The following is a 22,775-nucleotide window of genomic DNA, read 5'->3' as shown; positions in this document are numbered from 1 at the left end:
AAATATTCCTGCTACTTAAGGCGACCTTTTACAGAGAAGACCGTTTTTGACCTGCGCCATCGTTAAAAAGCCCGGCGACCCAGTCAGCAAAAGCACGCACTGCGGGAGAGAGAAAACGCTGATGCGGATAGAGCATCGTCACCGGCACTGAAGGTGGCTGCCAGTCCGCCAGAACCTCGACCAGCTTGCCTTGCTGCAGATTCTCCGAAATCACATTCTCAGCAAGCTGCGCCAGCCCAAAACCCTCAAGACACAGTCTGATATAGAGTCCCGTTTCGTTAACGGCTGCGTCTCCTTCTACCGGAACGGAAAGCATCTCAGTGCCACGCGTAAAACGCAGTTCATTGGTCCGTCTTCCCGAACCGGAGAAATAATGGATCGCACGATGCTGCGACAACGCTTCCGGCATCTCAGGGATACCGTACTCCCTGAGATAGTCCGGCGAGGCACAGGTCACCCAGCGAAACCGGCCAAGGGGACGGGCAACCAGCGTGGAGTCGGTTAATTCCCCGGTTCTGATGACGCAATCCACACCCTCCTGAACAAGATCAACCTGCCGGTCGCTGACGCCAATCATCAGATAAATATCCGGATAGAGCCGGTAAAAATCTTTCAGATTCGGCATGACGATAAAATGGGCGATCCCACCGGGCATATCTATCCGCAGTCGCCCCTGGGGCCGCCTGACGGAATCGGTCAGGCTGGATTCCGTGTGTTCAATCAGTGAAAGGATTTCCCGGCACTGCCCAAGATACTGCAGGCCTTCAGGAGTGAGTCTGACCCGCCTCGTCGTCCGGTTAAGCAGACGCACCTGCAGGTATCTCTCCAGATTTTTAATCGTGCTGGTGACGGTGGAAGCTGGCAGTGACAGTGTCTCTGCCGCGCGCACAAAGCTTCCGGCTTCAGCAACTCTTATAAAGACCTGCATAGCCTGAATCCGATCCATCGTCCTGCTCCTGGGTAAAAGTGAGTCTGATTATTCGCGAATTATGAATTATGAAAACGTTTTAAGCATCTTTTTTAGGCTAATGACGTGGCGTATCGTTTCCCCATTAATCAGGAAAGAGGCAGGTTTAATGACCGACTACATCCGAAATATTGTTAACAATCAGAATGTCACTTCACGGGCTACGTTGATTCGTGGCGCGACGATACTGAGCATGGACGGGAACGTCGGTAACATTGAGCGCGGCGATATTCTCATCAACGGCTCAACGATTACCGCCGTGGGCCAGAACCTTGATGTGCAGGGTGCGCATGTCATTGATGCCACCAACATGATCGCCATGCCGGGAATGGTCGATTCTCATCGTCACGCATGGGAAGGACAGCTGCGCCGCATTAACCCAAACGCCACCTGCCTGGACGACTACAGCAACGCCACGCACTTCTCCTTCGCTAAATATTACCGTCCTGCCGATATCTATGTTGGCAACCTGCTGACGGCGCTGGGCGCTATTGACGCGGGCATCACCATGATGATCGATAACTCGCACAACAGCCGAACCGCAGCGCATTCCGATGCCGCCGTGGAGGCCCTGCTTGATACCGGCATTCGTGCCATTCATGCTTCCGGCGCACCGGTAGCTGGCGAATGGGATAAAGCCCACTGGCCGGGAAACTGGCAGCGTCTGCAGGATAAGTATTTCACCGACAACCCTGAAAGCCTGGTCTCTCTCGCCGTCATGGCCCAGCTGGAGCCGGAGTTGTGGGCCGAGGCCCGCAGGCTGGGACTGTCGATTGTCACTGAGTTCTTTGGCGCTGAGATGGGGTCTGAACTTGAGTCGCTGCATCAGCAAGGGCTGCTGGGTCCGGACAATATTTTCAATCACTGCACGGCGCTGCCCGACCGGGGATGGAAAATTCTACGGGAGGCCGGTGTCCGGGTGAATGTCTGCCCGCGCTCAGATTCGCACTATGGCATCGAAAGCGGGATGTTCGCCATTGAGGCCGCGCAGCGTCATGGCATCAACCCTGGCCTGAGCGTAGACAATGAAACGTCGTACAGCACCGATATGTTTATGGAGATGCGCGTCGCCTTTTACCTGCAGCGCGTGATGGGCATGCATCAGCAGCAGTGCTGCGATTCTGAACATGCGCTGAAAACGCTTCCGGCGGCGCAACTCCTTAAAGCCGCGACTCTTGATGGCGCTGCCTGTGCAGGGCTGCAGGACAAAGTGGGCAGCCTGACGCCAGGCAAACAAGCCGACCTGGTGCTGATTAGCGTCAGTGATCTCAATCTTTACCCGTCCGGCAATGCCTTTGGCACGGTGGTTCATGCCGCCGAGCGCAGCAACATCGACACCGTCATGATCGGCGGACGCATCGTTAAACAGAACGGTAAGGTGCTGGGCGTAGACAGCGCGCGACTACGTGCGGCGATTGATGAGTCGCGTGAGCACCTTTTTGCAGCCTCTGGCTACCAGCCTGACATTTTTGCTGACACCTTCCTGCCGCTGGTGCAGGCCGACTGACCAGGGTGAAAAGCATGGGCATGATCTATTACGTAATCGCTTTTGCCGCAGGTCTGGGGATCACCCTGCAGACGACCCTGAACAGCCAGCTGGCAAAGGGACTGGGCGGCGACCCGGTCACTGCGGCGCTGTTTTCATTTACGGCGGGCGCGTTCAGTCTGGGGATTTACGCGCTGCTGCGGGGTGGGTTGATGACATCGCTAGCGGCGATCCCGTCGCAACCCCTCTGGAGTCTGGCGGGCGGAATGATAGGCGCATGTGCCCTGTTCAGCTATGTCGTGCTTGCGCCGAAAATCGGGTTTTCAGCTCTGCTCGGGCTGGCGATTGTCGGACAGTTACTTTCCTCGCAGATGATTGACCATTTTGGCTTGCTGGGCGCTGTGCGGCGTCCGGTTTCGTTACTCAGGCTGGGGGGAATGGTTGTCATGCTGATCGGACTTGCCGTCATGCTTTTCGGCGATCGGCTCTCTGCACGTTTTCTGCAGTAACTGCGTTATCCACTTTTGCCCTCGTGCAGTACGACCTTTTATATCGGGGTTCTACGCCGGAACCGCCGAAATTTCCGCTACCCCAGTTTCAGCCCGGCAACCAGCGCATCTAGGTCAATAATTTCATTGCTGTTCTGGAAGGTATAATGCCCGTTCAACAAAATGTGCTGCCAGGCCACCGGCGATATCCGGGTCAGAGCCTCAACGCCTTTGTCGTTACCTTCGGCTTCTATTCGCTCCAGTAATCGCGACAGGATCGCGGAGTTGTAATAAACGATCGCGTTGGAGATCAACCGCCCGCACTGATTGCTGATTTCCGTTTCAATATCATTTTTCCCGGTTAACTCCTTCTTCCCGCCGACTTTGGCGACGGCGGCACGTAGCTGGTGATAAGATTCAACCCGGTTCTGGGAACGACGGATATTGCGTTCCAGTTGCGGATCGCGCAGATACTTCAGCGTGTAAATGCTACGAACCAGCCGATCATATTCAAATACCGCCTGTCTTGTCGGGTTGGTTGTTGTGTACGTACATAATTTGCGGATCAGCGTTCCCTGCGTCATTTCTTTCAGCCCCAGCGTAGCGACGATGCGATCGAGATTGCTTTTTTCACGAGCGATAAGGTTCAGGTCAATCTGTCCGGCAGGCTGAATCAGGCATTTTTTATATGCTGATGGATCTCTGGTGCAGTACAACTCCTGCAGTTGCTTGTTCAGGTCAGTAAAATGAGGTTCAAAGCGAAGGCCAAACCAGTGCAGGAGCGCAAAATTGGCTTTGTTGATACTGTGCATGTCACCGGTGATGGCCGTGGGTTTCACACCTGAGGTGTTGCGGTACCAGATATCAAAGACATGGTGACCCTCGTAGTCGTTTGTACCAATCAGGTATCCGTTGATAGGAATATGGTTGCACAACAGCGTGTAGGCCACCATGCCTTTACCGCGACCAAAGTATTTACGTGAATACCTGGCTTTAACTGTCGGCCTTTCAACGCCAAATTTCTGCCCGTCAACGGCACCATAAAGAGTATCCGGATCAAATGAATAGTGCGGGAAAATCGGCAGTGCCTCTATGGCATCAGTAATACAGTCATTGGCCGTGAGCAGCGACGCCAGCCGAAGGTACTGTTCGTATGTGGTTTCCAGCACATGAAACGGAATATCGCTGGTTCGCGCCATTACATGATTGCCATGGTTCATCGCCTGGGCAACGATGACCGCCATCAGGCTATCTGTATCGGCTTCTTTTTTGGCGTAACGGGGTTGCAGTGGCTTCATAGCGGGAAAAAACCGGCACTGTTCGTTAACAAAGCGGAAGACGTCGGTCACATCGCAGAATGGCAATTGCTCATAAAAACGCGTTTCCAGTGCCTTATGACGGCTGGGCACGGATTTATGCCAAGTCAGTTTCTGTGTTTCTTTATCGTATTCCAGGTGTTTCAGCTTCCCTTGCTTCAGCTCGCGGTTGAACACTTTCCATTGCCGGTGCAGTTCAGACGCCAACGCCTTTAGCTGCACCTTAATGGTTTTTTGCAGAAAGGGGATGTTCATTTCAGCCAGCACAGCGGCCTGTTCCCCTTCTGGTACCAGTTCATCAGAAAGATGACGGTGCCGGAGACTGTCATTGAGGTGGAATTCACCCGACTGAAAACGCTTTCTTATCTGACGATAGAGCCAGAACTCATAGCGCCCGGCATTCAGACCTGCGGGCTCGCCATCCTCGCCGAATTCAAGCAAAAATGGGCGTAGCCGTTTGGGTAACGTTTCCAGTGGGCATTCCGCCAGTGGTCTCTGCGAGAGCGTCTGCTTTTTGCTGAACACCATTCTGAGCCAGCTTAGCGCCTCATCCCACGGGCTGTTCTGAACCACGCTGGTGAGGTCGAGTGACAGATATAATGGCCGCAGGTGACGTCGGATTAATGCCGTCATACCGTCCACGGCCTGCCACTGCAAAGCCAGTTCACTGATGGGTTTTACACTCATGCGTTGTGCGGTAGTTTTCAGCGTCTCACGCGGCATGATTTTCCAGGCACGACGGCGGACTTCGCCAAAGGTGGTGGGGTCCGGAACGCTGTCGTCAACATAAAGCGACAGCAGACGTCCGATTTTAGACGTTTCCCGTCGGTGTTTTTCCTGCACATCAGCCATAAGTTGTTTAGCCACACTGCGGCTTTCATTCTCAAGCTGTTTCATATGGAAAAACATCGCATCCACCAGGTTATCGCTGAACTGGCGATAACGAACCCAGGCATAGCACAGCAGGTAAAGACGGGCCTGCTCCGGCTTCAGGTTGCGGAGATCGTAAACGGTATAAAAATTTGCCAGGCTGGCGTAATACAACAGGTTTTGTTGAGAAATATTCAGTACCGGTAAGATGTCGCAGGATTTACGGTGCAGAGGTTCGAGAATAGCTCGTTTCTCGCGTTCGTGGACCATCTGACGCCAGCCAAAATCACGGGCATCCTGTCTGAGTACCGCGAGCTGGGAAAGGGTATCATCACGTTCAATAAGCTTGTCCAGGCCGGCAATGGTGGCATCATCAATCTTTTCCGTCAGAATACGCCCCAGCCGCTGCCTTTCGTCAGAAAGAACCCGGCTCACCAGCTCCTGCAGCGTGGTGTAACCAGGACGGATGATTTTATGCTCGTTGAGCCAGATAATCAGTTCGGTAGCGACAAAACCAGGTGTCACATCACGATGTACAATGTGAGCTGCCTGCTGTTCAAGTGGTAAATAAAGCGTCGAGGACCACGGCTGCCAGCCATACAGTGCGCAGATCTTTCCTCGCTGAGCATAGCGCTCGTGTTTAGAGATAGGTTTATCCGGAAGCGACTCTCCGTGGAAATAACGACTCAGAACAAAACTGCAGTCGTCCTTAACATCATTCCACCCGAAGCGGAAAAACAGATGTTTGGCCTTAAAATAAGCGATCTGCAGAATGCAGTAGATTTGAGCATGAAGTTCCTGACGACTACAGGCCAGTGCAAGTTCAGATGCATCCAGAGCCAGAAACTCCAGCCTCTGAGCGTCATCGAAATCAGGGAGGCCATAAAGTGCCTCCTGTTCGGCATCGTTTAAAACCGATAGTCGTTCACTTTGGCCTGCCGCTTTACCACGAGTTGTCATCCTGACCCCGAAAAATCATGTCCGTAAGAGGATCGTTCAACGGACAGTAAAAATTAATTTTTGTACCCCAGGAAAAATCACTGCTGACGTTGTCTCATATAACTGGTACGGTATCAATCTCTTTCATGGCCCCTTAAACGTACACATTTATGACTGAAATACGGATCGGCTATGCCCGATGCTCTACTGATAAGCAAGATTTAACCGCCCAGCAGGAGGCGCTGGTAAAACTCGGCGTCTCCCCAGACAGAATTTACATGGATAAAGGGCTGACCGGTTCAAATCGGCAGAGGCCCGGACTGGATCAGGCCCTGGCTGCTGTCCGCAACGGAGATACCTTAGTGGTACCGAAGCTTGATCGGCTGGCCCGTTCGGTTCCTGATGCGCGTCAGATCGCCGATGCCCTACTGGCCAGAGGAGTGAAGTTGGCGCTGGGAACCAGCCTCTATGATCCGGCAGACCCGATGGGGAAAATGTTCTTCAACGTGCTGGCTACCTTTGCCGAGTTTGAAGGGGACCTGATACGTCTTCGTACCCGGGAAGGAATGGCCATTGCCCGGGCGAAAGGAAAACTGCGGGGGAAACAACCCAAGCTGTCTGATAAACAACAAAAAGAGCTGTGCCGAATGCATGAAACCGGGCAATATTCGATCAGCGACCTGGCTGAATTATTTTCGGTGTCACGACCGACAGTTTACCGAACACTGGCCCGCCATAAGGACAGCTAAAGGCTCCCATTTATCTGTAAAGTCAAAATGTTCGGAGATTCAAACATGGAGCCACAAACTGGAAAATAGGAAAAAATTATCTATACTCGGTGGAGTATAGCCATCTCAACAACCAGATCCAGATAAGGAACGAGACGATGTAATTGACATCACATGGAGGGGAATCAATTCAATTAATCGTTTAATGGTCTTGAGGTGACTATGTTTTTGATATTGTTACGCTCAATGCGTAAGTATCTTTGGTTAAGGATACTCGTGTTGGCGCTAATTTGCAGTTCCGTAGGTTCTGGATTGACGTTCATTATGGTTTTTGGCGAGCTAGCCAGATTGAACGCGGCGCCGTCTTCCTTTGCCTTGGCGTTTATTTTGTCAACATCTCCGGGTTTTTTCGGGAGTATTGCAGGAAAATATCTGCTTGCACGTATTGAAGCAAAATATTGCTTCATGATCGCTGAATGCATTGGCGCACTGGGTTTGATTATTCCCTGGTACGGATTGGTTCATGGTTCTGTGACCATCCTGCAGCTTGCTGGCGTTGCCTCGTCGGTATCTGCGGGGATCACCATTCCTGCCATTAATCATTATACCAAAGCTAAGCTTGCTCCAGAAGATATTGGTGCCGGTGCGGTTATCGACACGCTGGTGTTTGCTTGCCAGGTTTTATTTGGCATAGGTGTTGGCGTATTCCTTTATGGTACCGTTCAGAGCAATACCTATTTGTTAGCAAATCTGCTCAGCTACATCATAGCCATTACATTTATATTTTCACTGCCAAAGCTGGCGAATTATGCAGAACAGAATGTTTACGCACAAGGGTTGCCTAAAAGGTTGTCATCAAAACAACGTGCTAGCCTCTATTTATTGCCGGCACTGGCAATGACTGGAGCTCCGGCCATGTCGCTCCTGCCCACATTGGTCCACAGCAATAATGACCAAAAAGAAACACTACTGTTTTTATTGTTCGCCCGCAGTCTGGGACAACTTCTTGGGCCATTTTTGGTCAAGGAAGAGCGTTACAAGAATCAGTCATCACTGTTTATTATTGCGTGCATGACGGCGTTTATTGTGTGCTATTTGTTCGTTCCGCTGACACCCTTCTTGAGTGTGTCATTACTACTGGTTTTTTCTGCCCATGTATTTTCCAATATTATCTATAGCCTTGGCTGGTACAGTTTGCTGACGAACTTTGACAACGATCAGGTAGCAGCCGCCTCTGCCAGCAGCTACAGAAAACAAATTATTATCGGTGCAGTGATCAGTATCTCGGCGGGCATACTGGCTGATAAAGTAGGCAGTCCGCTGGCACTTGTCATTTGTTCTATGACAGGGTTATTGCTGTCTTCTCTGCTGATTTTGCATGTAAAACGTCAGTCTTGATGACATTAAAACGGCCGGTATTGATTACCGGCCGTAGCTTCAGCTTTTATGAAAAAAACCAGCAACGGAACAACGCATATTGTCCCCGGCACTGGCATCAACCTTCTTGATGCAGTGTGAATAATTTGGTTTTATGATCACAAGTCGATTGGGTTTTGGATAAATAAATGTCCCGACCCCAGAGTCATTGATACTGCGTTCACGGATGGTCCATCCAAATTCCGGTCCGACTGCCCCCCCGGTTATCCCTGACATGCGTAAAACCTCTTCAGAAGCATTGTAGGTTTGTTCGGACAGTCCTGCACTGGAGTTAACAGGTGTGTTGATGACGCAAAGCTCCCCACCCCAATTAGGTTTCCATTCGGGGTGCGCATAAAATATGTATGCCCCTTTATATTGGGCATCGTCTTCATGCCAGCCCAGCCCGCTACCTGCTGGATACAGGAACGTTGTGAGTGAAAATGCATTCCAGTCTTCCCCAAGAAAATTACGCAGGCGTGATGTTATTATGCTGATTTTTTTACTTAAAATATGAATGCCAGCCGTAATGACATTATCATCCAGGGTGGTTTTTTCTGTCAGCAATGAGTAAAAATAACTGACACTAACCAAAGGCTCGCCATCGGTCATCCTCCATGATTTTGACCACCCCTGAGAATGAACGAGATAGTAACTCTCAAATTGCATATATAACTGAAGGGCGAAGAGTTCATCGTTACTCAAAAAATCGTCAAAAATCAGATAGCCTTCCCCTTCGACTATATTACTCATAATGATTTCTCCGAATTGAAATATTTATCCGTCTCATTTTCAAACTTCCATTCTTCGATGAGTGATTTCCATGGAGGTAAGAAGGTGTCCCTGACGTGATATAACCGTGCGGCCAGATTAAATCGCATCATTTTTGCAGTACTTACTGCTTCATTTATCCATATCAATTCTTCTGGTCGATATGTCTCAGAAAGGTGCTGAGCCACTTTACGTCGATATTTAACAATTTCACCATAGACGTAACAGGCATTGAACGCTTGAGTATAACTGAAAGTCCGGTCTTGTCGCTGCGGGAAATTAATCAGCGCCGCTCCATGGCTTCCATGGCAATATTGCTGGTCATGAAATGCGTTGAACGCGTGTACCTGATGATGGAGTGCTTCGTGATAAAGATTTTCGACAAATCCAAGTATCCCGAACTCTCTTGGAAGCTGATGGTACGGTGGAACAAAGAAGAGGGTGGCATCGGAAATAAAGGTAATATGTGGAAGCTCGTAAAATGATGCATTTCCATTATTGGCGGTTGTATTTTTAGGAGTTAACCATACCAAAGTGGAAATGAAATCAGTGATGAATTCCATTTCACTCTCATATAACGATAGAAATCTATTTATGCCGTCATTGAGGAATGCCAATCTATTTTCACATACCGGAATACTGCCGACATCTGAGATCCCCATCAGCAATGCCATTGCCTCTCCAGCCTCAGCATGCACCCAGTTAAATGACCCGTTACCTATATCAACCTTTGAGACCTGCTTTCGGAGTAGAGTAAAATGATATTTCTCGTGAGTGGCGTGATCGCGAACTTGTGCGCAAATTGAAGGCCACTTTTCGCTGATGTCTCTGTGGAATGCAGATCCCTCGCTGCATGAGTAGTAATCATTCAGCATATCATTTCCGCTATAGGAAAGTATTGACATTTAGCCCTCCTGCTAAGAAATATTAATTTCTTTCAAAAACTCGAAGTTTACCCTCTCCTTGGTGGGTAAAGAGCCTGGGATGTAAAGCGTGTGGCGGTAAGTGACTTTTGAAAGTAATGCCTCTATATCAGAAATATCACCTTGTAACTTATCCGAAGATTGTCCTTTTTCGGTTGATGCACTCAACAAGAATATAGTGGTATTAGCGGGGTAATGTTTTAATAATTTCGACTTCAAATAGGTGACTTTATTTGATGTCTGCGGTGATGAGTAATCCGTATTGGAATTACCAATAGAGCAGACATGATAGATAAAGTAATTGATACAGGGTTCCATTGCGTAATCATAGATGATCAGCCGATTTACATCGAGTACACTGACACCTTCTTCCAATGGGTCAATGCCAATATCATTAATCATCGCGTCGAAGCTCGAAATACCAGGATAACAATGAAAAGAAAAACTCCCATCCTGAGATGATTTTTGCAGTAATTGAACGATCGTCACGCCGACTCTCGGGTGACCAGGAACAATAAGGCCGACATGTTCACACTCAGAAAGCGCATTTGTCATGTATTGGATAATACTGGCATAATTGTCAACATCGACTCCGCCATCTTCATACAAATGCGATAGGTCCTCATGATATATTTCATGATGGTAAAGATATTCGTTCAGACCAGCAATGTCTCCGATCCAGAAAACTCTATCGGCATTCTGAATGACGGAAAAACCTTCTGTGGTGATTTGATTGACACCCAGCATGCCACTGCCAATGACAGAGATTGTGCTCATGAAAAATCCTTTTAAAAAATGCCTCAATACAAGATTGAGGCATGGAATATTTAACTAGAAGCCACCGATAACCTTAGCCAGGTTCATAGGGGCTGCCGCCTGCAAACGCGGGTGCAAGGCTTTGGTGGAATCAAACCCTCCGATGACCTTGGCCAGATTCATTGGCGCAGCTGCCTGTAAACGCGGATGCAACGCCTTGGTAGAATCAAAACCACCGATCACTTTAGCCAGGTTCATAGGAGCGGCCGCTTGCAAACGTGGGTGCAGTGACTTGGCCGAGTCAAATCCGCCAATGACCTTGGCCAAATTCATCGGTGCTGCTGCCTGTAAACGCGGGTGCATTTTGATGTTAACTTTTTCCATGAATATATCCTTATTTTCTATTTAGTTAATGAGATTATTGATCCACATCTAACTTCTCAGAACTACTGGTATTTCAACTAGTAAAAGTGAACTCTTTGCTGATCCATCACGCCTATGCGTTAGCAATCGTACAAACGGCATAGCATAGACAATTTACATTTATAGTATGTTTTTCCATCATTGCAACAACAATTCATAAACAAGATTTACATATTTAGACGAAGCTGATGATTAGAATCTAGAGCGGGGTTACTCAAAAAAGTCTAATTAATTATGCTGATAGCCTTAAATACCCATGGCTATAGAGTGATGAGATTTTACATTTTCCATTTAGTTAAAAACCAATTTCTTTCCTGCTTTCTTGAGCAATTATCTCCTTCGTGACAAAATTTTGGCGGGTTCCCGCTTAGAACCCCAGATCTGATACGTCTGCGCACTCGCGAAGGTATGGCCATTGCCCGGACGAAAGGAAAACTGCGGGGAAAACAACCCAAGCTATCTGATAAACAACAAAAAGAACTGTGCAGGATGCGTGAAACCGGGCAGTACTCGATCAACGATCTGGCTGAGTTATTCGCAGTATCTAGGCCAACAGTTTACCGGACCCTTTCTCGTCATAAGCAGGATTAGTGATGCGTATACCCGAAAATACAATTTTATCGACCCTGCGAAACGGTGGGTGCATTAAAAGCTTTTACCGGCGAGCGGCGCGGAGTCCCCGACAGGAGAAATCAGTGCTGGCCGACGGCTATATACTTGAATCACCCGATGAACAGGGTGAGATCATACTGAGTCATGCCGATTTCTTGTCAGTGAAAGAGAAACTGGCAGAAACAGAAACTTGGGAGCAGGTCGTGGGTAACATACTTTTCGGTGGAAGCAGCTGGATGCTTTGCTCCGATGTGGACGATTAATTGCTGAATTAGCATGCGGGAATTTTTGGCGGATTTCCTCTTAGAACCTCTGAAGATCACGGGCCGGAAATTTCGGCGGTTCCGGCGTAGAACCCCAATCAAATTATTTCTACTTTCTCCCCACCACTGAAAAGCGCCGCCGCCCCCCGGCCGCCGGCCGGGGAACAGTGTCGCTATTAATGATGGATGTTGTAACTAGCTACTTAATCGCTATCGGAAGTATTGCTGAATGTTCCGAATACACGCCCGTAAGCGGCCCTAACGGCCCGCTAACGCGGAGATACGCCACAGCTGCGGCTTCGCCTTGCTGTGACCACTCCGACGGCGCACACAGATATATACGTCGCGTTTAGCGGAACTGGTCTTACAGGGCGAGGGATGGGATAGGTGATACCTATCAGACCTGGGCGGCTGCGCCGCGTCACCGGCGACCCTCACCTGATGGCGTTCTCTTGCCCCGCAGCTGTCGCCTTCATGCGCTGACGCGCATAAATCCCCAGCGATAAATGTTATTTGACGGGCATAATCACTTAGCTTACAGTTGTGTTGATATACAACACAGGAGAGCCTTATTATGGCGAGAACAACCAGTGTTACCCTCGGGGAGCAACTTGAGGTTTTTATTAACCGACTGGTCAACAGCGGTCGTTATGGCTCAACAAGCGAAGTTATGCGTTCAGCATTACGGCTGTTGGAGCAACAAGAAACCCATGATGAGGTTGTAAGGCAAGCTGTTACTGCTGGGTTGGATAGTGGGGTAAGCCCTTTATCATTAAAGGATATTGCAGCCCAGAGGAAGCAAAAACTTCGTGTATAAACTCACAAAACTAGCGGTTGAGGATTTTTCCACCATTTATGATTATACCTTCCAGCGTTTTGGAGAAAGGCAAGCTGATGCTTACACCGAAACACTGGAGGCGTTTTTGAATTCAGTCGCAGATATGCCAAGTTTGGGGAGATATTACCCTACTATCCCTGATGTCAGGCGGATCGAATTTCAAAAACACTCTATTTTCTATAAAATAGAGCACACGGATATTCTGGTAATACGGATCCTTCATCAACAAATGAATCATATACAGCATTTAATTTGAGGCACCGTGTTGGTGTGAGGCTGGGGCTTAAAGACGGTTGAGGCAGCAACGCTGCCGTGCTCGCACCGCAGGGGCGCTACGTTCATGGTTAGGAAACTCAATCGACCCTTTTTGAGTTTCCTAACCATGAACGGTGGCAATGAGGATCAACATGTGGTGCGACCTATCGCGAGGTAATGCGTAAAAATGCCAACTTTGCTGAGTTTTTAAACCAAAACCCATTTTTCAGGCGCACTAATCCAGAGCTGGGCTCTGAAGCCATCGTTTTTTCGCCATCCGCTGCAGCCGGTCAGAGAGCATTTTTGTAGCGTGTTCACCCGCCATAGCGCCGGCAAAACGCAATCGGCCTTTGCACAAGATACACTGGTACGGATCGGTGCCCAGGAAGCCCTTCATAAGTACTGCGAACCCGGGCCGTTTCGGTTTTTCCCGTACCGTCATCGCCAGCGCGTCGTAGACCTTCGGCAGCAGCGAGCCGCGCTTGCGGTTGGCCAGAAAGCCGTAGTAGCGCACCATTTTAAAGTGTCGGGCCGGGATATGGCTGACGTAACGCTGCAGCATCTCCTCCTGGCTGATTTTCTGGCGTTTGTGTTGCTGCGTGCGGTGATCGTAATACTGATGGACCACGGCACCGCCGCGGTAGTGGCGCAGCTGAGAAGCGGCCACCGGCGGGCGCTTCAGGTACCGGCCGAGGTATTTCACGCTGCGCCAGGCACCGCGCGTCTTTTTGGCAAAATGCACTTTCCAGGCGCGGCGATATTGCGCATGCAGATAACGGTGCCACCGATCTTCATTACGGATATGACCGAGGCCCGGCAGGCCTCCAGGGTTGATTTGGGCGTAGTTGTCGCGCAGCAGGTAAACCACGGCGTTGCGCCAGATTTGCTCTACCTCTTTCTTTTTGAAGAACAGCTGCCGCCAGGTGCCGTGTTTGATGTCGAGGCCGCCGCGGGTGACGGAGACGTGGATATGCGGGTGCTGATTGAGCTGCCGGCCGTAGGTATGGAGCGCACAGAAGATACCGACTTCGATCCCCTGTTGGCGCGCCCAGCGGAGCATGGCGCGGGTGGCGCAGCGAAACAGATCATTGAGCAGGAGCCAGTTGTTATTGAAGAACGGCCACAGCAGGTGCGGCATGGTGAAGGTGATGTGTTGCCAGTCGCAGTCGGGCAGAATGTGCTGCTGTTCGGCGATCCACTGCTCGGTGGCCTTGAGGCCACAACTGCTGCAGGCCTTGGACTTGCAGCTCTGGCAGAAAAAGCGGGCATGGGTGCAATCCGGTGAGGCACAGCAGTAGCGGCGAACACCCATGGCACAAGTGCCGCAGGCGAGCATGCGCTCGACGGCGAGTTTGGTCCAGTCGCTAAGGGTGTCACCGTGTTTGTCGAGATAGCGGCTCCAGCCGTCGTCATGCTGGAACAGCAGCTTTGCGGGTCGCGGAATATACATGGTGCAGAGTCTACAGGGCGTTATCGGGCAGGAAAAGTGCGTCGGCACCAGCCGGCTCACGCCACAGGCGTGCTCATTTTATGCGGGTGTCAACGCGGCGGTGGGGTATGCGCCACCGTGCGAGCTGCCGGGCCGTCAGGTGGCATCGGCGTTGATGTGAAGCTGGGGCTTAAAGACGGTTGAGGCTGCAAAGCAGCCGTGCTCGCCCCGCAGGGGCGCTACGTTCGCCATGGTGACGGATAGCCTTGCGAAAGAAGCGTAGGGCCGCTGCCGTATCCCGTTTGGCGGTCAGCAGAAAATCGATGGTCTGTCCCGCGCTGTCAACGGCGCGGTATAGGTATTTCCACTGCCCTTTGACGTTGATGTAGGTTTCGTCCATGCGCCAGCGGCGCCCCACGGCACATTTATGTCGGCGAAATGCCTTATCCAGTAACGGCACCAGGCGGATGACCCAGCGATGCAGCGTGGAATGGTCAACGATGATACCACGCTCCGCCATCATTTCTTCCAGATTACGCAGACTCAGGGCATAAGCGAGGTACCAGCGAACACACTGGTCGATAATATCAACGGGATAATGCAGCCGCTGGAAGGCTTTTCGGATCAAAGGCATGGGCAAGTATCATCATAAAAAACAGCATGTTATCCGACACAACCTTAATGCTACAGAGCCGTTTTGAGCAGCGATCCGGCGTAGCGCGAACCGAACACCTTCACGGCCAGCGTGTGGGTGTGCAGCGCCAGCGCCATGGTCGGGTTCTCGACCAACTGTCACCAACGCCCCCATAACGAAATGAACGCCTGATGGTCAATGGACCTACGGCGCAACAGCACCACGTTAGTTGCTGAATAAATCATTCCACTGCTGTTCAACAAAGGTAATGAAGTCCCTGAACAGCAGGGAATAATTACTTCGGTAGCGCCAGACCAGATAGGAGGGCAGCGCAGGAAGAGACCAGTCCGGCAGCACAGTCTGGAGGCGTCCGTCTTCAAGGTGCTGCCTGACAGTCCACGCAGGTACAGCCAGGCAGATCCCTCTACCTTGCGTGGCCATCTGAACGAGGCTGCTAACATTATTGGACGTAAAAACCGGGCGGGTTTCAGCGACATGAACATTGTCGCCGTCCTTTCCCGTGAACGTTAACGGCCCGGCCAGCGACGGATGCTGCAGTTTGAGTATACTGCAGTTTACCAGTTCGTCCGGATGAACGATCTGACGGCAGGACAGATAGTCCGGGGACGCATAAATCCCGAGAGGGACCGGGTTGATTTTTTTATGCACTAGGTCGGAACTGTCTATGTAGCCGCTTTTTATTACCAGGTCGTCAAACTCCTGCGAGTTGCTGGAAAAGCTGCTTCCCTCCCGTGACTGAAGATTGATGACCGCCATCGGATGACTGTCCGTGTAGGCCATTATCCAGCCGGGAATGATGCAGTCACTCAGCACGGTCGGAGCGGAAAGCCTCAACGTTCCCTGTATCTGACCGGAAGATGCCTGCAGTTTCGCGACCAAATCCCGATAAGCCCGGTACATCTCCAGGGCTTTCTCGTAGGTTGCCTCCCCGGCCGGGGTCATCTCAAAATTCCTAGCATTCCGGCTGATCAGCTGGGTGTTTAAGGTGTTTTCCAGTTTTGACACCGACTTGCTGACAGCCGACACGCTACGGTTCAGATACTGTGCGGCGGCTGAAAAGCTCTGGCACTCCACTACCCGGATATAAATCAGCCAGTCGCTAATCAGATGGTTCGTTCTGTCAATCACACTTCGGTCCTCTTGGCATGCTCCCGTAAGGAGCCGGACCGGCGACCGCTGGGTGCTGTTTTTTTGAACGTACAAATATACTCGCCATGAAAGAGAAACACATAAATGGAAATAAAACGAAACAGTAATTTGTTAAAAGTTATCTTAAGCGCAGTCCGGTTCGGCTTTGCTGTTACGGCGCGGGGAGAGATCACACATACTAACGTAGTTTTCTTAATATTTATGTTACTTGTGTAATTATATGTAATACTTTATCAGTGTTTAGGTCTAACACAATCGGAGAATAGATGAAAAAATACCACATCGCAGTATTGCTAACCATGATGGTGAGTGGTTGCGCACAGCAGGCGTTCACCCTGAAAAATGAACCTGCCGGAATGCCGGACAGAACTGTAACCCATCACTTCTTCGTTTCCGGTATCGGCCAGAAGAAAACCATCGATGCTGCCGCTGTATGCGGGGGAGCCGACAAGGTGGTTCGTACTGAATCTCAGGTTACTTTTGTTAATGGACTGCTCGATGTTATTACCTTTGGTATTTATACGCCGCGTGAAGCCCGCGTCTACTGTTCCCGTTAACGTGTATGAAAAAATTAACCGCAATAGAAACTGTACCGCAACTCGCTATTCCCGTGTTGTTTGGTTGCTCAACCTACCTGAGTCAGCTTGAAAAAATAGGTCCGGGATAGTGATTTCCTTATTTGTTTTTAGCGCCTAAGAGGCACCGTCCCGGCAACGGATTAATAACCTTATTGCAACGTAGGGCATTTATGAAACGCAAATCTTTACTTACAGGTCTTATTCTCGCAACCCCTCTGATACTGAACGGATGTCACTCCTATCAAAATGTGAGCTTAAAGCAGCATCCCCTTGGCGAAAGTTATTATTATCTCACCGAACCACCGCTATATGTCGGGGATAAAATAAAATATCAACTGAAAACGGGCGAGAAAGGAGAACTGACGGTGGCCAGCGTCAGTCCGCAGAGTATAAACGGCACCAATAACATCACCCTTCCCCTGAACCAGTTGAGTTCACTGGAGAAATCGGAAATATCTAAAACAAAGACAGGGGCTGCGGTTGCCGGTGGTACTACTGTAGTGGTTGTTGCTGTTGCCGTGATTATTTCATTTGCTATCGCAGGTGGACTGGTAGCGGCTGCGGCTGGATGAGCGATCCTACCCACGTAATGTGGACTGTAGTGGTTTACTGAATTTGGCCACCTGAACAGAGGTGATATGCTCACCTCAGAACAACACAGGTGCTCCAATGAAAAGAAGAAATTTCAGTCCTGAATTCAAACGCGAATCCGCTCAGCTGGTTGTCGACCAAAATTACACCGTCTCTGACGCAGCTAAGGCTATGGATGTTGGTCTTTCCACGATGACAAAATGGGTCAAACAACTGCGTGATGAGCGTCAGGGGGCTCCGTCGCATTAACGACAGTATGTCAGCAAAAATCGCGCTGCCGTTTTTTTAGGCAGCCAACAGATAAAATTGTTCTGCTGGTGACAATCCATCACTTTGCGGATGTTGATATTGCCCTTTACGTATCATGTTGAGCAGCTCTATGCCAATCAGCAGCGTCTGTGCTCGGCGAAACGATTTGAATCCCAGCATCTGTCGTATCCGACGTTTGATATGACGGTGATCTTGCTCAATCAGGTTGTTCAGATACTTGCTTTGCCTGACGGTGATGCTTTCCTCCTCGGGGTTGTCGGCATTGAACGTGGTCAGGGCGGCGGTATTGGCGCCGCTTTTATCGATCGTCACCACTTCAGGTTCGCCATGGTGACGGATAGCCTTGCGAAAGAAGCGTAGGGCCGCTGCCGTATCCCGTTTGGCGGTCAGCAGAAAATCGATGGTCTGTCCCGCGCTGTCAACGGCGCGGTATAGGTATTTCCACTGCCCTTTGACGTTGATGTAGGTTTCGTCCATGCGCCAGCGGCGCCCCACGGCACATTTATGTCGGCGAAATGCCTTATCCAGTAACGGCACCAGGCGGATGACCCAGCGATGCAGCGTGGAATGGTCAACGATGATACCACGCTCCGCCATCATTTCTTCCAGATTACGCAGACTCAGGGCATAAGCGAGGTACCAGCGAACACACTGGTCGATAATATCAACGGGATAATGCAGTTGCTGGAAGGCTTTTCGGATCAAAGGTATGGGCAGGTACCATCATAAAAAACAGCATGTTATCCGGCACAACCTTAGTGCGACAGAGCCCCTCCGTTCAGGGGAGTCATTATCATGCCGGAATTCTGTTTCTGAATGGAGCAGGATTTTTGGTCAGGGTCATACCGAGGTGGGGAAGTCCAGAAAAATACTTTTTTCTTTCCTTTTTGGAAAGGCAAGTTTTCCAAAATAACGGATGTTTTATTTTTATGTTTATGTACACTTGCTAAGCTCTATTTTGAGATTGTTTCTTAATATAGTGATGACTATAAGTGGGTTTTTAGTATAGCATTTAAATTAACGGGTGATATTTTAAAAGTTAAAATTACCTTTCAGTTGATTGTATTAATTAATAAAAACATTTTTTACTGGGAAAAGATTAATTATGATTTCAAGTTCTAACTCAATGCAGAAAAAACTAATCACCATTTCAATAATGGCCGTGCTGGGCCTGGGGTCCGGTTTCGTCAATGCAGCATCAACCGGTACGATTACTTTTAATGGTAAAGTAACGGATACAACCTGTAATGTAAATGTCGACGGTCAGGGATCGAATGCCACAATAGTATTGCCGACGGTATCAACCTCTGAGCTGGGAAGTGCAGGGAAGACTTCGGGACGTACCAATTTCAATATGAACCTGACCGATTGTACTGTGAGTGAACATGGGGCAAACACCGTTTCGGCTTTCTTTCAGACAGGCGCAACTGTCGATAATAATACCGGGCGTCTGAAGCAAACTAAAAGCGATGGTGCCTCTAACGTTTCTCTGCAATTACGCGATGGTACTAATGGTAATGCCATTTTTGCTGGTAACCAGAATCAGGCGACAAGAAATGCCTTTTCTGAAATTAAGACTGGCGAAAATGTAGTGTTACCTTACTCTGTTGAATATTATGCAGAAAATCAAGCGACTGCTGGCGCTGTAAGTTCCAGTGTTGTATACAACCTGCAGTACAAATAAATTACAATGGTCTGGCATGATTGTGTCAGACCATATTGAATGGCGAAAAATTAAACTGGCTATTTGTTTTATGCGAAAAATATTTTTGTGTATGTTATTGCTGTGCACATCTCAGGTTATGGCCAATGTTGTTATTACCGGAACACGTGTAATTTATCCGGCTGACGAGAAAGAAATCACTGTAAAACTGAACAATAAAGGTAATGGACCTGTCCTCATTCAGACATGGATTGATAGCGGGAATGTTAATGCCACTCCTGATGATATTCGCGTTCCTTTTTTGATAACGCCTCCAATGAACCGTGTGGATCCACATAAAGGCCAGACGTTGCGCATTTCTTATACAGGGATGCCTCGTCTTCCGGATGACCGGGAAAGTGTATTCTGGCTGAATGTTCTGGAAATCCCTCCCACTAAAATGAATGGCGCTGGTGATAATAAATTACAAGTAGCATTCCGGTCACGAATTAAGTTATTTTACCGGCCAGCGTCTCTGAAAGATGATATGACCTCTGCAGCAGAAGGTATACAATGGCAGGTAAGTGGAGGAAAACTGGTCGCGGTTAATTCATCCCCTTATTTTATTACGTTGCTCGGCGTACAATCTGCACACGGTAAAACAGAGTCACCAGAAGAAATGCTCATCCCATTTGGTCGACTCACGTTTAAAAACAAGAAGGGACACTTCACTGCCGGAGAGAAAATGATTTATCAGTATATCAATGACTGGGGAGCCGTTAAAAAAATCGAAAGATAAACCAAAAAAATAATTTGTGAAATGAATAATGAAAACTCCCTCCTCTTTTAGATGTAACATACTTACTGTATTGCTTTTTCCAGCTTTAACAGTTGTTCCAGGTTATGTATTTGCGACAGATGGCGATTTTCATGTATCTGATGCCAAAGAGTCTTCACCAGAAGCAGTGACATTTGACCCCATATTTTTAAGTCCGGGTGCAGCGAAAAAAACAGACCTAAAACGCTTTGAAAAAAAGGCTTCTGCTCTGCCTGGAAATTACAAAGTGCAGATTTTCATCAACGACCTGAGCATGGGATATACCAATGTTACGTTCAAAGAAGATGAACACGATAACATCACTCTGTACATGACGCCGGCATCCTTGCGTAAAATCAATCTGAATGAAAAACAGTTACCGGCCAGTTCAGTCGCTGATATGAGACAGACTGGTGACAGTTGTCTGGATGTGAAAAAACTGCTTCCCGAAGTTGATATTAATTATGATTCGGGCACTCAAAACCTGTACCTGACCATACCACAGGCTTATCTGCGTAACAGCAACGACGGTTATGTCAGCCAGGAATACTGGGATGAGGGCGTATCCGCTTTCATGCTGGGATATCAGAGTAATTATTACACCATGTCTTCGCACGGTAAACGTTATGATTCGGCTCATGTGGGGCTGAATGCCGGACTTAATCTGGGAGCATGGAAACTGCGGCATAACGGTAATTACAACTGGATGCAGGAGAGCGGCAGTTCATACCAACGGACCAATGCTTATGTACAGCGCGATCTGCCGCTTATCCGGGGACGTTTTCTTGCTGGTGAAAATAACACCAGTGGTAGCGTCTTCGACACTCTGGCATTTCGTGGTGTGGAACTGCGTGATGAAGAGCGTATGCTGCCGCAGTCAGAACGCGGTTATGCGCCGGAAGTCCGGGGTATAGCCCATACGAATGCTAAAGTGACCATCCGTCAAAACGGACAGATTATCCGGGAAACCACTGTACCACCCGGTCCATTTATAATCGATGACCTTTACCCTAACGGCTATGGTGGTGAGCTGGAGGTGACGGTAACGGAAGCTGACGGTTCAGTTCAACGCTTCAGCGTGCCTTATGCCTCTGTGGCTCAGTTGCTGCGTCCGGGAACCCATCATTACGATGTGGTGGTCGGTGAATCCAGTGACAGCCGCGCCGCAAGGCGGCGTGGGCTTTACCAGCTGACTTATCAGCGGGGGCTGACCAATACATTTACCGGCTATGGCGGATTCCAGAGCAGCAACGCTGACTATTATTCCATCCTGCTGGGAACCGGGATTAATACCCCCTTTGGAGCACTGGCTGTTGATGCCAGCCACTCCCGTACGCATTTTAATGGCCCGGTATCAGGGGACAACAATCTGTCCGGACAGAGCTACCGGGTGAGTTACAGTAAGTTTGTGCCGCAAACCAGAAGTAATGTTTCCATTGCGGCCTACCGTTATTCGACCTCAGGTTATCTGGATTACCGTACTGCAATACTGATGCAGGACGAAGTTGAAAATGGAAGAAGTGTACAAAATATCTACCGGCCCAAAAACCGGTTCACCACCACGCTGAATCAGGGACTTACTGATGGGTATGGTCAGTTATACATGACGGGGTATACGCAGGATTACTGGAATAAAAGCTCACATTCAGACCTGCAATACCAGCTCGGTTACAGCAACAATTTCCATTCGGTCGCTTTCGGATTTAATGCCGGACGCACCCGTAACGGAAGCAGTAAGAAAGAGACTACGTTCATGTTCAACCTGAGCATGCCTCTGGGCGGTGTGGGGATGGCCAATACGCCTAACCTGACGGCAGGATTAAGCCGTGACGGTCAGGGGAATTATGGTCAGCAACTGGGCCTTTCCGGTACAGGGGGTAAAGAACATCAGTTCAGCTATGGCGCTACCGCCACCCGATATGGAAACGGTACAGGTAACAGCGGTACCCTGAATGGTCAGTACAGAACACCATACAGTAATCTCAGTGCGTCAGTCAGTAAGGGGAAAAATTACAACAGTGCTTCAGCTGGTGCCAGCGGAACCCTGTTAGCCTGGTCAGATGGTCTGGTCTTGACACCATATACCAGCGACACATTTGCGCTGGTCGAAGCGGAGGGTGCCAGCGGTGCTACGGTCGGGAATTACACAGGGGTGAAAATTGACAACTTTGGTCATGCCGCAGTGCCATATCTGAACCCCTATGAAATGAATGAAGTGGCACTGGATCCAAAAGGAATTTCACCGAATGTTGAACTGGAAAATACCAGCCAGCGTGTGGCGCCTCATGCAGGCTCCGTAGTGAAACTGACTTTTGCGACACGGAAAGGCTATCCATTGCTCCTGAGTCTTGACAACCGGGACCTGGTGATTCCGTTTGGGGCGGAAGTGCTGGATACCAGCGGCAGTAATGTTGGTATTGTCGGCCAGGGAGGGGAGATCTATGCACGAGTGGATAAAGAACAAGACATTCTGCATGTTCATTGGGGGCAGAGCAGCAATGAACAATGTACCATTCCTTATTCACTCAGTCAGTTACAAACTGAAAGTAATAAACTGATTTCGGTGAGAGCAACCTGTACCTTTAATAAATAA

At 49.3% G+C, this 22,775-nt stretch carries 22 protein-coding genes and 3 pseudogenes; 15 read left to right on the top strand and 10 right to left on the bottom strand.

Features of this window, described 5'->3' with window-relative positions; all coding sequences use genetic code 11:
* Nucleotides 1-28: 28 nt before the first annotated feature.
* Nucleotides 29-946, bottom strand: a complete 918-nt coding sequence (locus CLM71_RS10520) for a LysR family transcriptional regulator (protein ID WP_105230963.1) — start codon at nt 944-946, stop codon at nt 29-31.
* A 130-nt stretch (nt 947-1,076) separates the two neighbouring features.
* On the opposite strand from CLM71_RS10520, the gene CLM71_RS10515 reads away from it, so the two are divergent.
* Nucleotides 1,077-2,474 (top strand): amidohydrolase family protein, encoded by a 1,398-nt coding sequence (locus tag CLM71_RS10515; protein WP_039991723.1) that lies wholly within the window; start codon nt 1,077-1,079, stop codon nt 2,472-2,474.
* 14 nt (nt 2,475-2,488) lie between these two features.
* Nucleotides 2,489-2,962 carry a DMT family transporter gene (locus CLM71_RS10510; RefSeq protein WP_004958554.1) on the top strand — a complete coding sequence of 158 codons (474 nt, stop codon included), beginning with the start codon at nt 2,489-2,491 and terminating at the stop codon, nt 2,960-2,962.
* A 77-nt stretch (nt 2,963-3,039) separates the two neighbouring features.
* Here the strand turns inward: CLM71_RS10510 and CLM71_RS10505 are convergent, their stop codons facing one another.
* A complete protein-coding gene (locus CLM71_RS10505) occupies nt 3,040-6,087 on the bottom strand; it encodes a Tn3 family transposase (RefSeq protein WP_105230962.1) in 3,048 nt (1,015 codons plus the stop codon).
* 149 nt (nt 6,088-6,236) lie between these two features.
* On the opposite strand from CLM71_RS10505, the gene CLM71_RS10500 reads away from it, so the two are divergent.
* Both CLM71_RS10500 and CLM71_RS10495 read left to right on the top strand, forming a co-directional pair.
* Complete coding sequence (locus tag CLM71_RS10500) at nt 6,237-6,815, top strand: recombinase family protein (protein ID WP_105230961.1); 579 nt, start codon at nt 6,237-6,239, stop codon at nt 6,813-6,815.
* A 255-nt stretch (nt 6,816-7,070) separates the two neighbouring features.
* A complete protein-coding gene (locus CLM71_RS10495) occupies nt 7,071-8,192 on the top strand; it encodes a hypothetical protein (RefSeq protein WP_158684805.1) in 1,122 nt (373 codons plus the stop codon).
* A gap of 39 nt (nt 8,193-8,231) precedes the next feature.
* Here CLM71_RS10495 and CLM71_RS10490 read toward each other — a convergent pair whose 3' ends face one another.
* From CLM71_RS10490 to CLM71_RS10475, 4 genes are read right to left on the bottom strand one after another with little or no spacing between them, the layout of a single operon-like run.
* Entirely contained in the window at nt 8,232-8,963 is a 732-nt protein-coding gene (locus CLM71_RS10490) for a 2OG-Fe(II) oxygenase (protein ID WP_105230959.1), read from the bottom strand.
* Complete coding sequence (locus CLM71_RS10485; protein WP_105230958.1) at nt 8,960-9,886, bottom strand: hypothetical protein; 927 nt, start codon at nt 9,884-9,886, stop codon at nt 8,960-8,962. The genes CLM71_RS10490 and CLM71_RS10485 overlap by 4 nt, the downstream gene beginning before the upstream one ends.
* A gap of 12 nt (nt 9,887-9,898) precedes the next feature.
* Nucleotides 9,899-10,681 (bottom strand): SAM-dependent methyltransferase, encoded by a 783-nt coding sequence (locus tag CLM71_RS10480; RefSeq protein WP_105230957.1) that lies wholly within the window; start codon nt 10,679-10,681, stop codon nt 9,899-9,901.
* A gap of 54 nt (nt 10,682-10,735) precedes the next feature.
* Entirely contained in the window at nt 10,736-11,044 is a 309-nt protein-coding gene (locus CLM71_RS10475) for a hypothetical protein (RefSeq protein ID WP_105230956.1), read from the bottom strand.
* Nucleotides 11,045-11,461: 417 nt separating this feature from the next.
* Between CLM71_RS10475 and CLM71_RS10470 the strand changes: the two are divergent.
* The 4 genes and pseudogenes from CLM71_RS10470 to CLM71_RS10455 form a co-directional block, all read left to right on the top strand.
* A pseudogene (locus CLM71_RS10470) lies at nt 11,462-11,674 on the top strand (helix-turn-helix domain-containing protein); the annotation flags it as partial.
* Nucleotides 11,675-11,676: 2 nt separating this feature from the next.
* Nucleotides 11,677-11,958: a cytoplasmic protein gene (locus tag CLM71_RS10465; protein WP_105230954.1), complete on the top strand. Its 282-nt coding sequence runs from the start codon at nt 11,677-11,679 to the stop codon at nt 11,956-11,958.
* Between the two features lie 574 nt (nt 11,959-12,532).
* Nucleotides 12,533-12,775: a type II toxin-antitoxin system ParD family antitoxin gene (locus tag CLM71_RS10460; protein ID WP_105230953.1), complete on the top strand. Its 243-nt coding sequence runs from the start codon at nt 12,533-12,535 to the stop codon at nt 12,773-12,775.
* Nucleotides 12,768-13,052: a type II toxin-antitoxin system RelE/ParE family toxin gene (locus CLM71_RS10455; protein WP_105230952.1), complete on the top strand. Its 285-nt coding sequence runs from the start codon at nt 12,768-12,770 to the stop codon at nt 13,050-13,052. Before CLM71_RS10460 ends, CLM71_RS10455 begins: the two co-directional genes overlap by 8 nt.
* A 234-nt stretch (nt 13,053-13,286) precedes the next feature.
* Here the strand turns inward: CLM71_RS10455 and CLM71_RS10450 are convergent, their stop codons facing one another.
* Nucleotides 13,287-14,501, bottom strand: coding sequence for an IS91 family transposase (locus tag CLM71_RS10450; RefSeq protein ID WP_105230951.1), 1,215 nt, complete (start codon nt 14,499-14,501; stop codon nt 13,287-13,289).
* Here CLM71_RS10450 and CLM71_RS23940 point away from each other — a divergent pair.
* Nucleotides 14,500-14,661 carry a hypothetical protein gene (locus CLM71_RS23940; RefSeq protein WP_158684804.1) on the top strand — a complete coding sequence of 54 codons (162 nt, stop codon included), beginning with the start codon at nt 14,500-14,502 and terminating at the stop codon, nt 14,659-14,661. The two genes, CLM71_RS10450 and CLM71_RS23940, sit on opposite strands and share 2 nt — an antisense overlap.
* A gap of 63 nt (nt 14,662-14,724) precedes the next feature.
* Here CLM71_RS23940 and CLM71_RS10445 read toward each other — a convergent pair.
* Together CLM71_RS10445 and CLM71_RS10440 are read right to left on the bottom strand one after the other, a co-directional pair.
* Nucleotides 14,725-15,114 (bottom strand): annotated as a pseudogene (locus CLM71_RS10445) (IS6 family transposase); the annotation flags it as partial.
* Between the two features lie 225 nt (nt 15,115-15,339).
* Nucleotides 15,340-16,263 (bottom strand): substrate binding domain-containing protein, encoded by a 924-nt coding sequence (locus tag CLM71_RS10440; RefSeq protein ID WP_158684803.1) that lies wholly within the window; start codon nt 16,261-16,263, stop codon nt 15,340-15,342.
* A gap of 287 nt (nt 16,264-16,550) precedes the next feature.
* Between CLM71_RS10440 and CLM71_RS10435 the strand changes: the two genes are divergently transcribed.
* The 3 genes and pseudogenes from CLM71_RS10435 to CLM71_RS10425 form a co-directional block, all read left to right on the top strand.
* The gene (locus CLM71_RS10435; RefSeq protein WP_105230949.1) at nt 16,551-16,841 is read left to right on the top strand and encodes a Bor family protein; all 291 of its coding nucleotides are present in this window, start codon (nt 16,551-16,553) and stop codon (nt 16,839-16,841) included.
* Between the two features lie 191 nt (nt 16,842-17,032).
* Nucleotides 17,033-17,434, top strand: a complete 402-nt coding sequence (locus CLM71_RS10430; RefSeq protein WP_105230948.1) for a hypothetical protein — start codon at nt 17,033-17,035, stop codon at nt 17,432-17,434.
* Between the two features lie 97 nt (nt 17,435-17,531).
* Nucleotides 17,532-17,687: pseudogene (locus CLM71_RS10425) on the top strand (transposase); the annotation flags it as partial.
* A 51-nt stretch (nt 17,688-17,738) separates the two neighbouring features.
* Here the strand turns inward: CLM71_RS10425 and CLM71_RS10420 are convergent.
* Complete coding sequence (locus CLM71_RS10420; protein WP_105230947.1) at nt 17,739-18,434, bottom strand: IS6 family transposase; 696 nt, start codon at nt 18,432-18,434, stop codon at nt 17,739-17,741.
* Nucleotides 18,435-18,849: 415 nt separating this feature from the next.
* On the opposite strand from CLM71_RS10420, the gene CLM71_RS10415 reads away from it, so the two are divergent.
* From CLM71_RS10415 to CLM71_RS10405, 3 genes are read left to right on the top strand one after another with little or no spacing between them, the layout of a single operon-like run.
* On the top strand, nt 18,850-19,407 hold the full coding sequence (locus tag CLM71_RS10415; RefSeq protein ID WP_105230946.1) for a fimbrial protein: 558 nt from the start codon (nt 18,850-18,852) through the stop codon (nt 19,405-19,407).
* A gap of 22 nt (nt 19,408-19,429) precedes the next feature.
* Nucleotides 19,430-20,164: a molecular chaperone gene (locus CLM71_RS10410; protein ID WP_234008642.1), complete on the top strand. Its 735-nt coding sequence runs from the start codon at nt 19,430-19,432 to the stop codon at nt 20,162-20,164.
* Nucleotides 20,165-20,192: 28 nt separating this feature from the next.
* Nucleotides 20,193-22,775 carry a fimbria/pilus outer membrane usher protein gene (locus CLM71_RS10405; RefSeq protein WP_105230945.1) on the top strand — a complete coding sequence of 861 codons (2,583 nt, stop codon included), beginning with the start codon at nt 20,193-20,195 and terminating at the stop codon, nt 22,773-22,775.

The sequence above is a fragment of the Serratia sp. MYb239 genome (genome assembly GCF_002966855.1).
GTDB classification, from domain to species: domain Bacteria; phylum Pseudomonadota; class Gammaproteobacteria; order Enterobacterales; family Enterobacteriaceae; genus Serratia_B; species Serratia_B rhizosphaerae.
The sequence above is the reverse complement of the archived record's forward strand: the minus strand, read 5'-3'. Positions and strand labels throughout refer to the sequence as shown.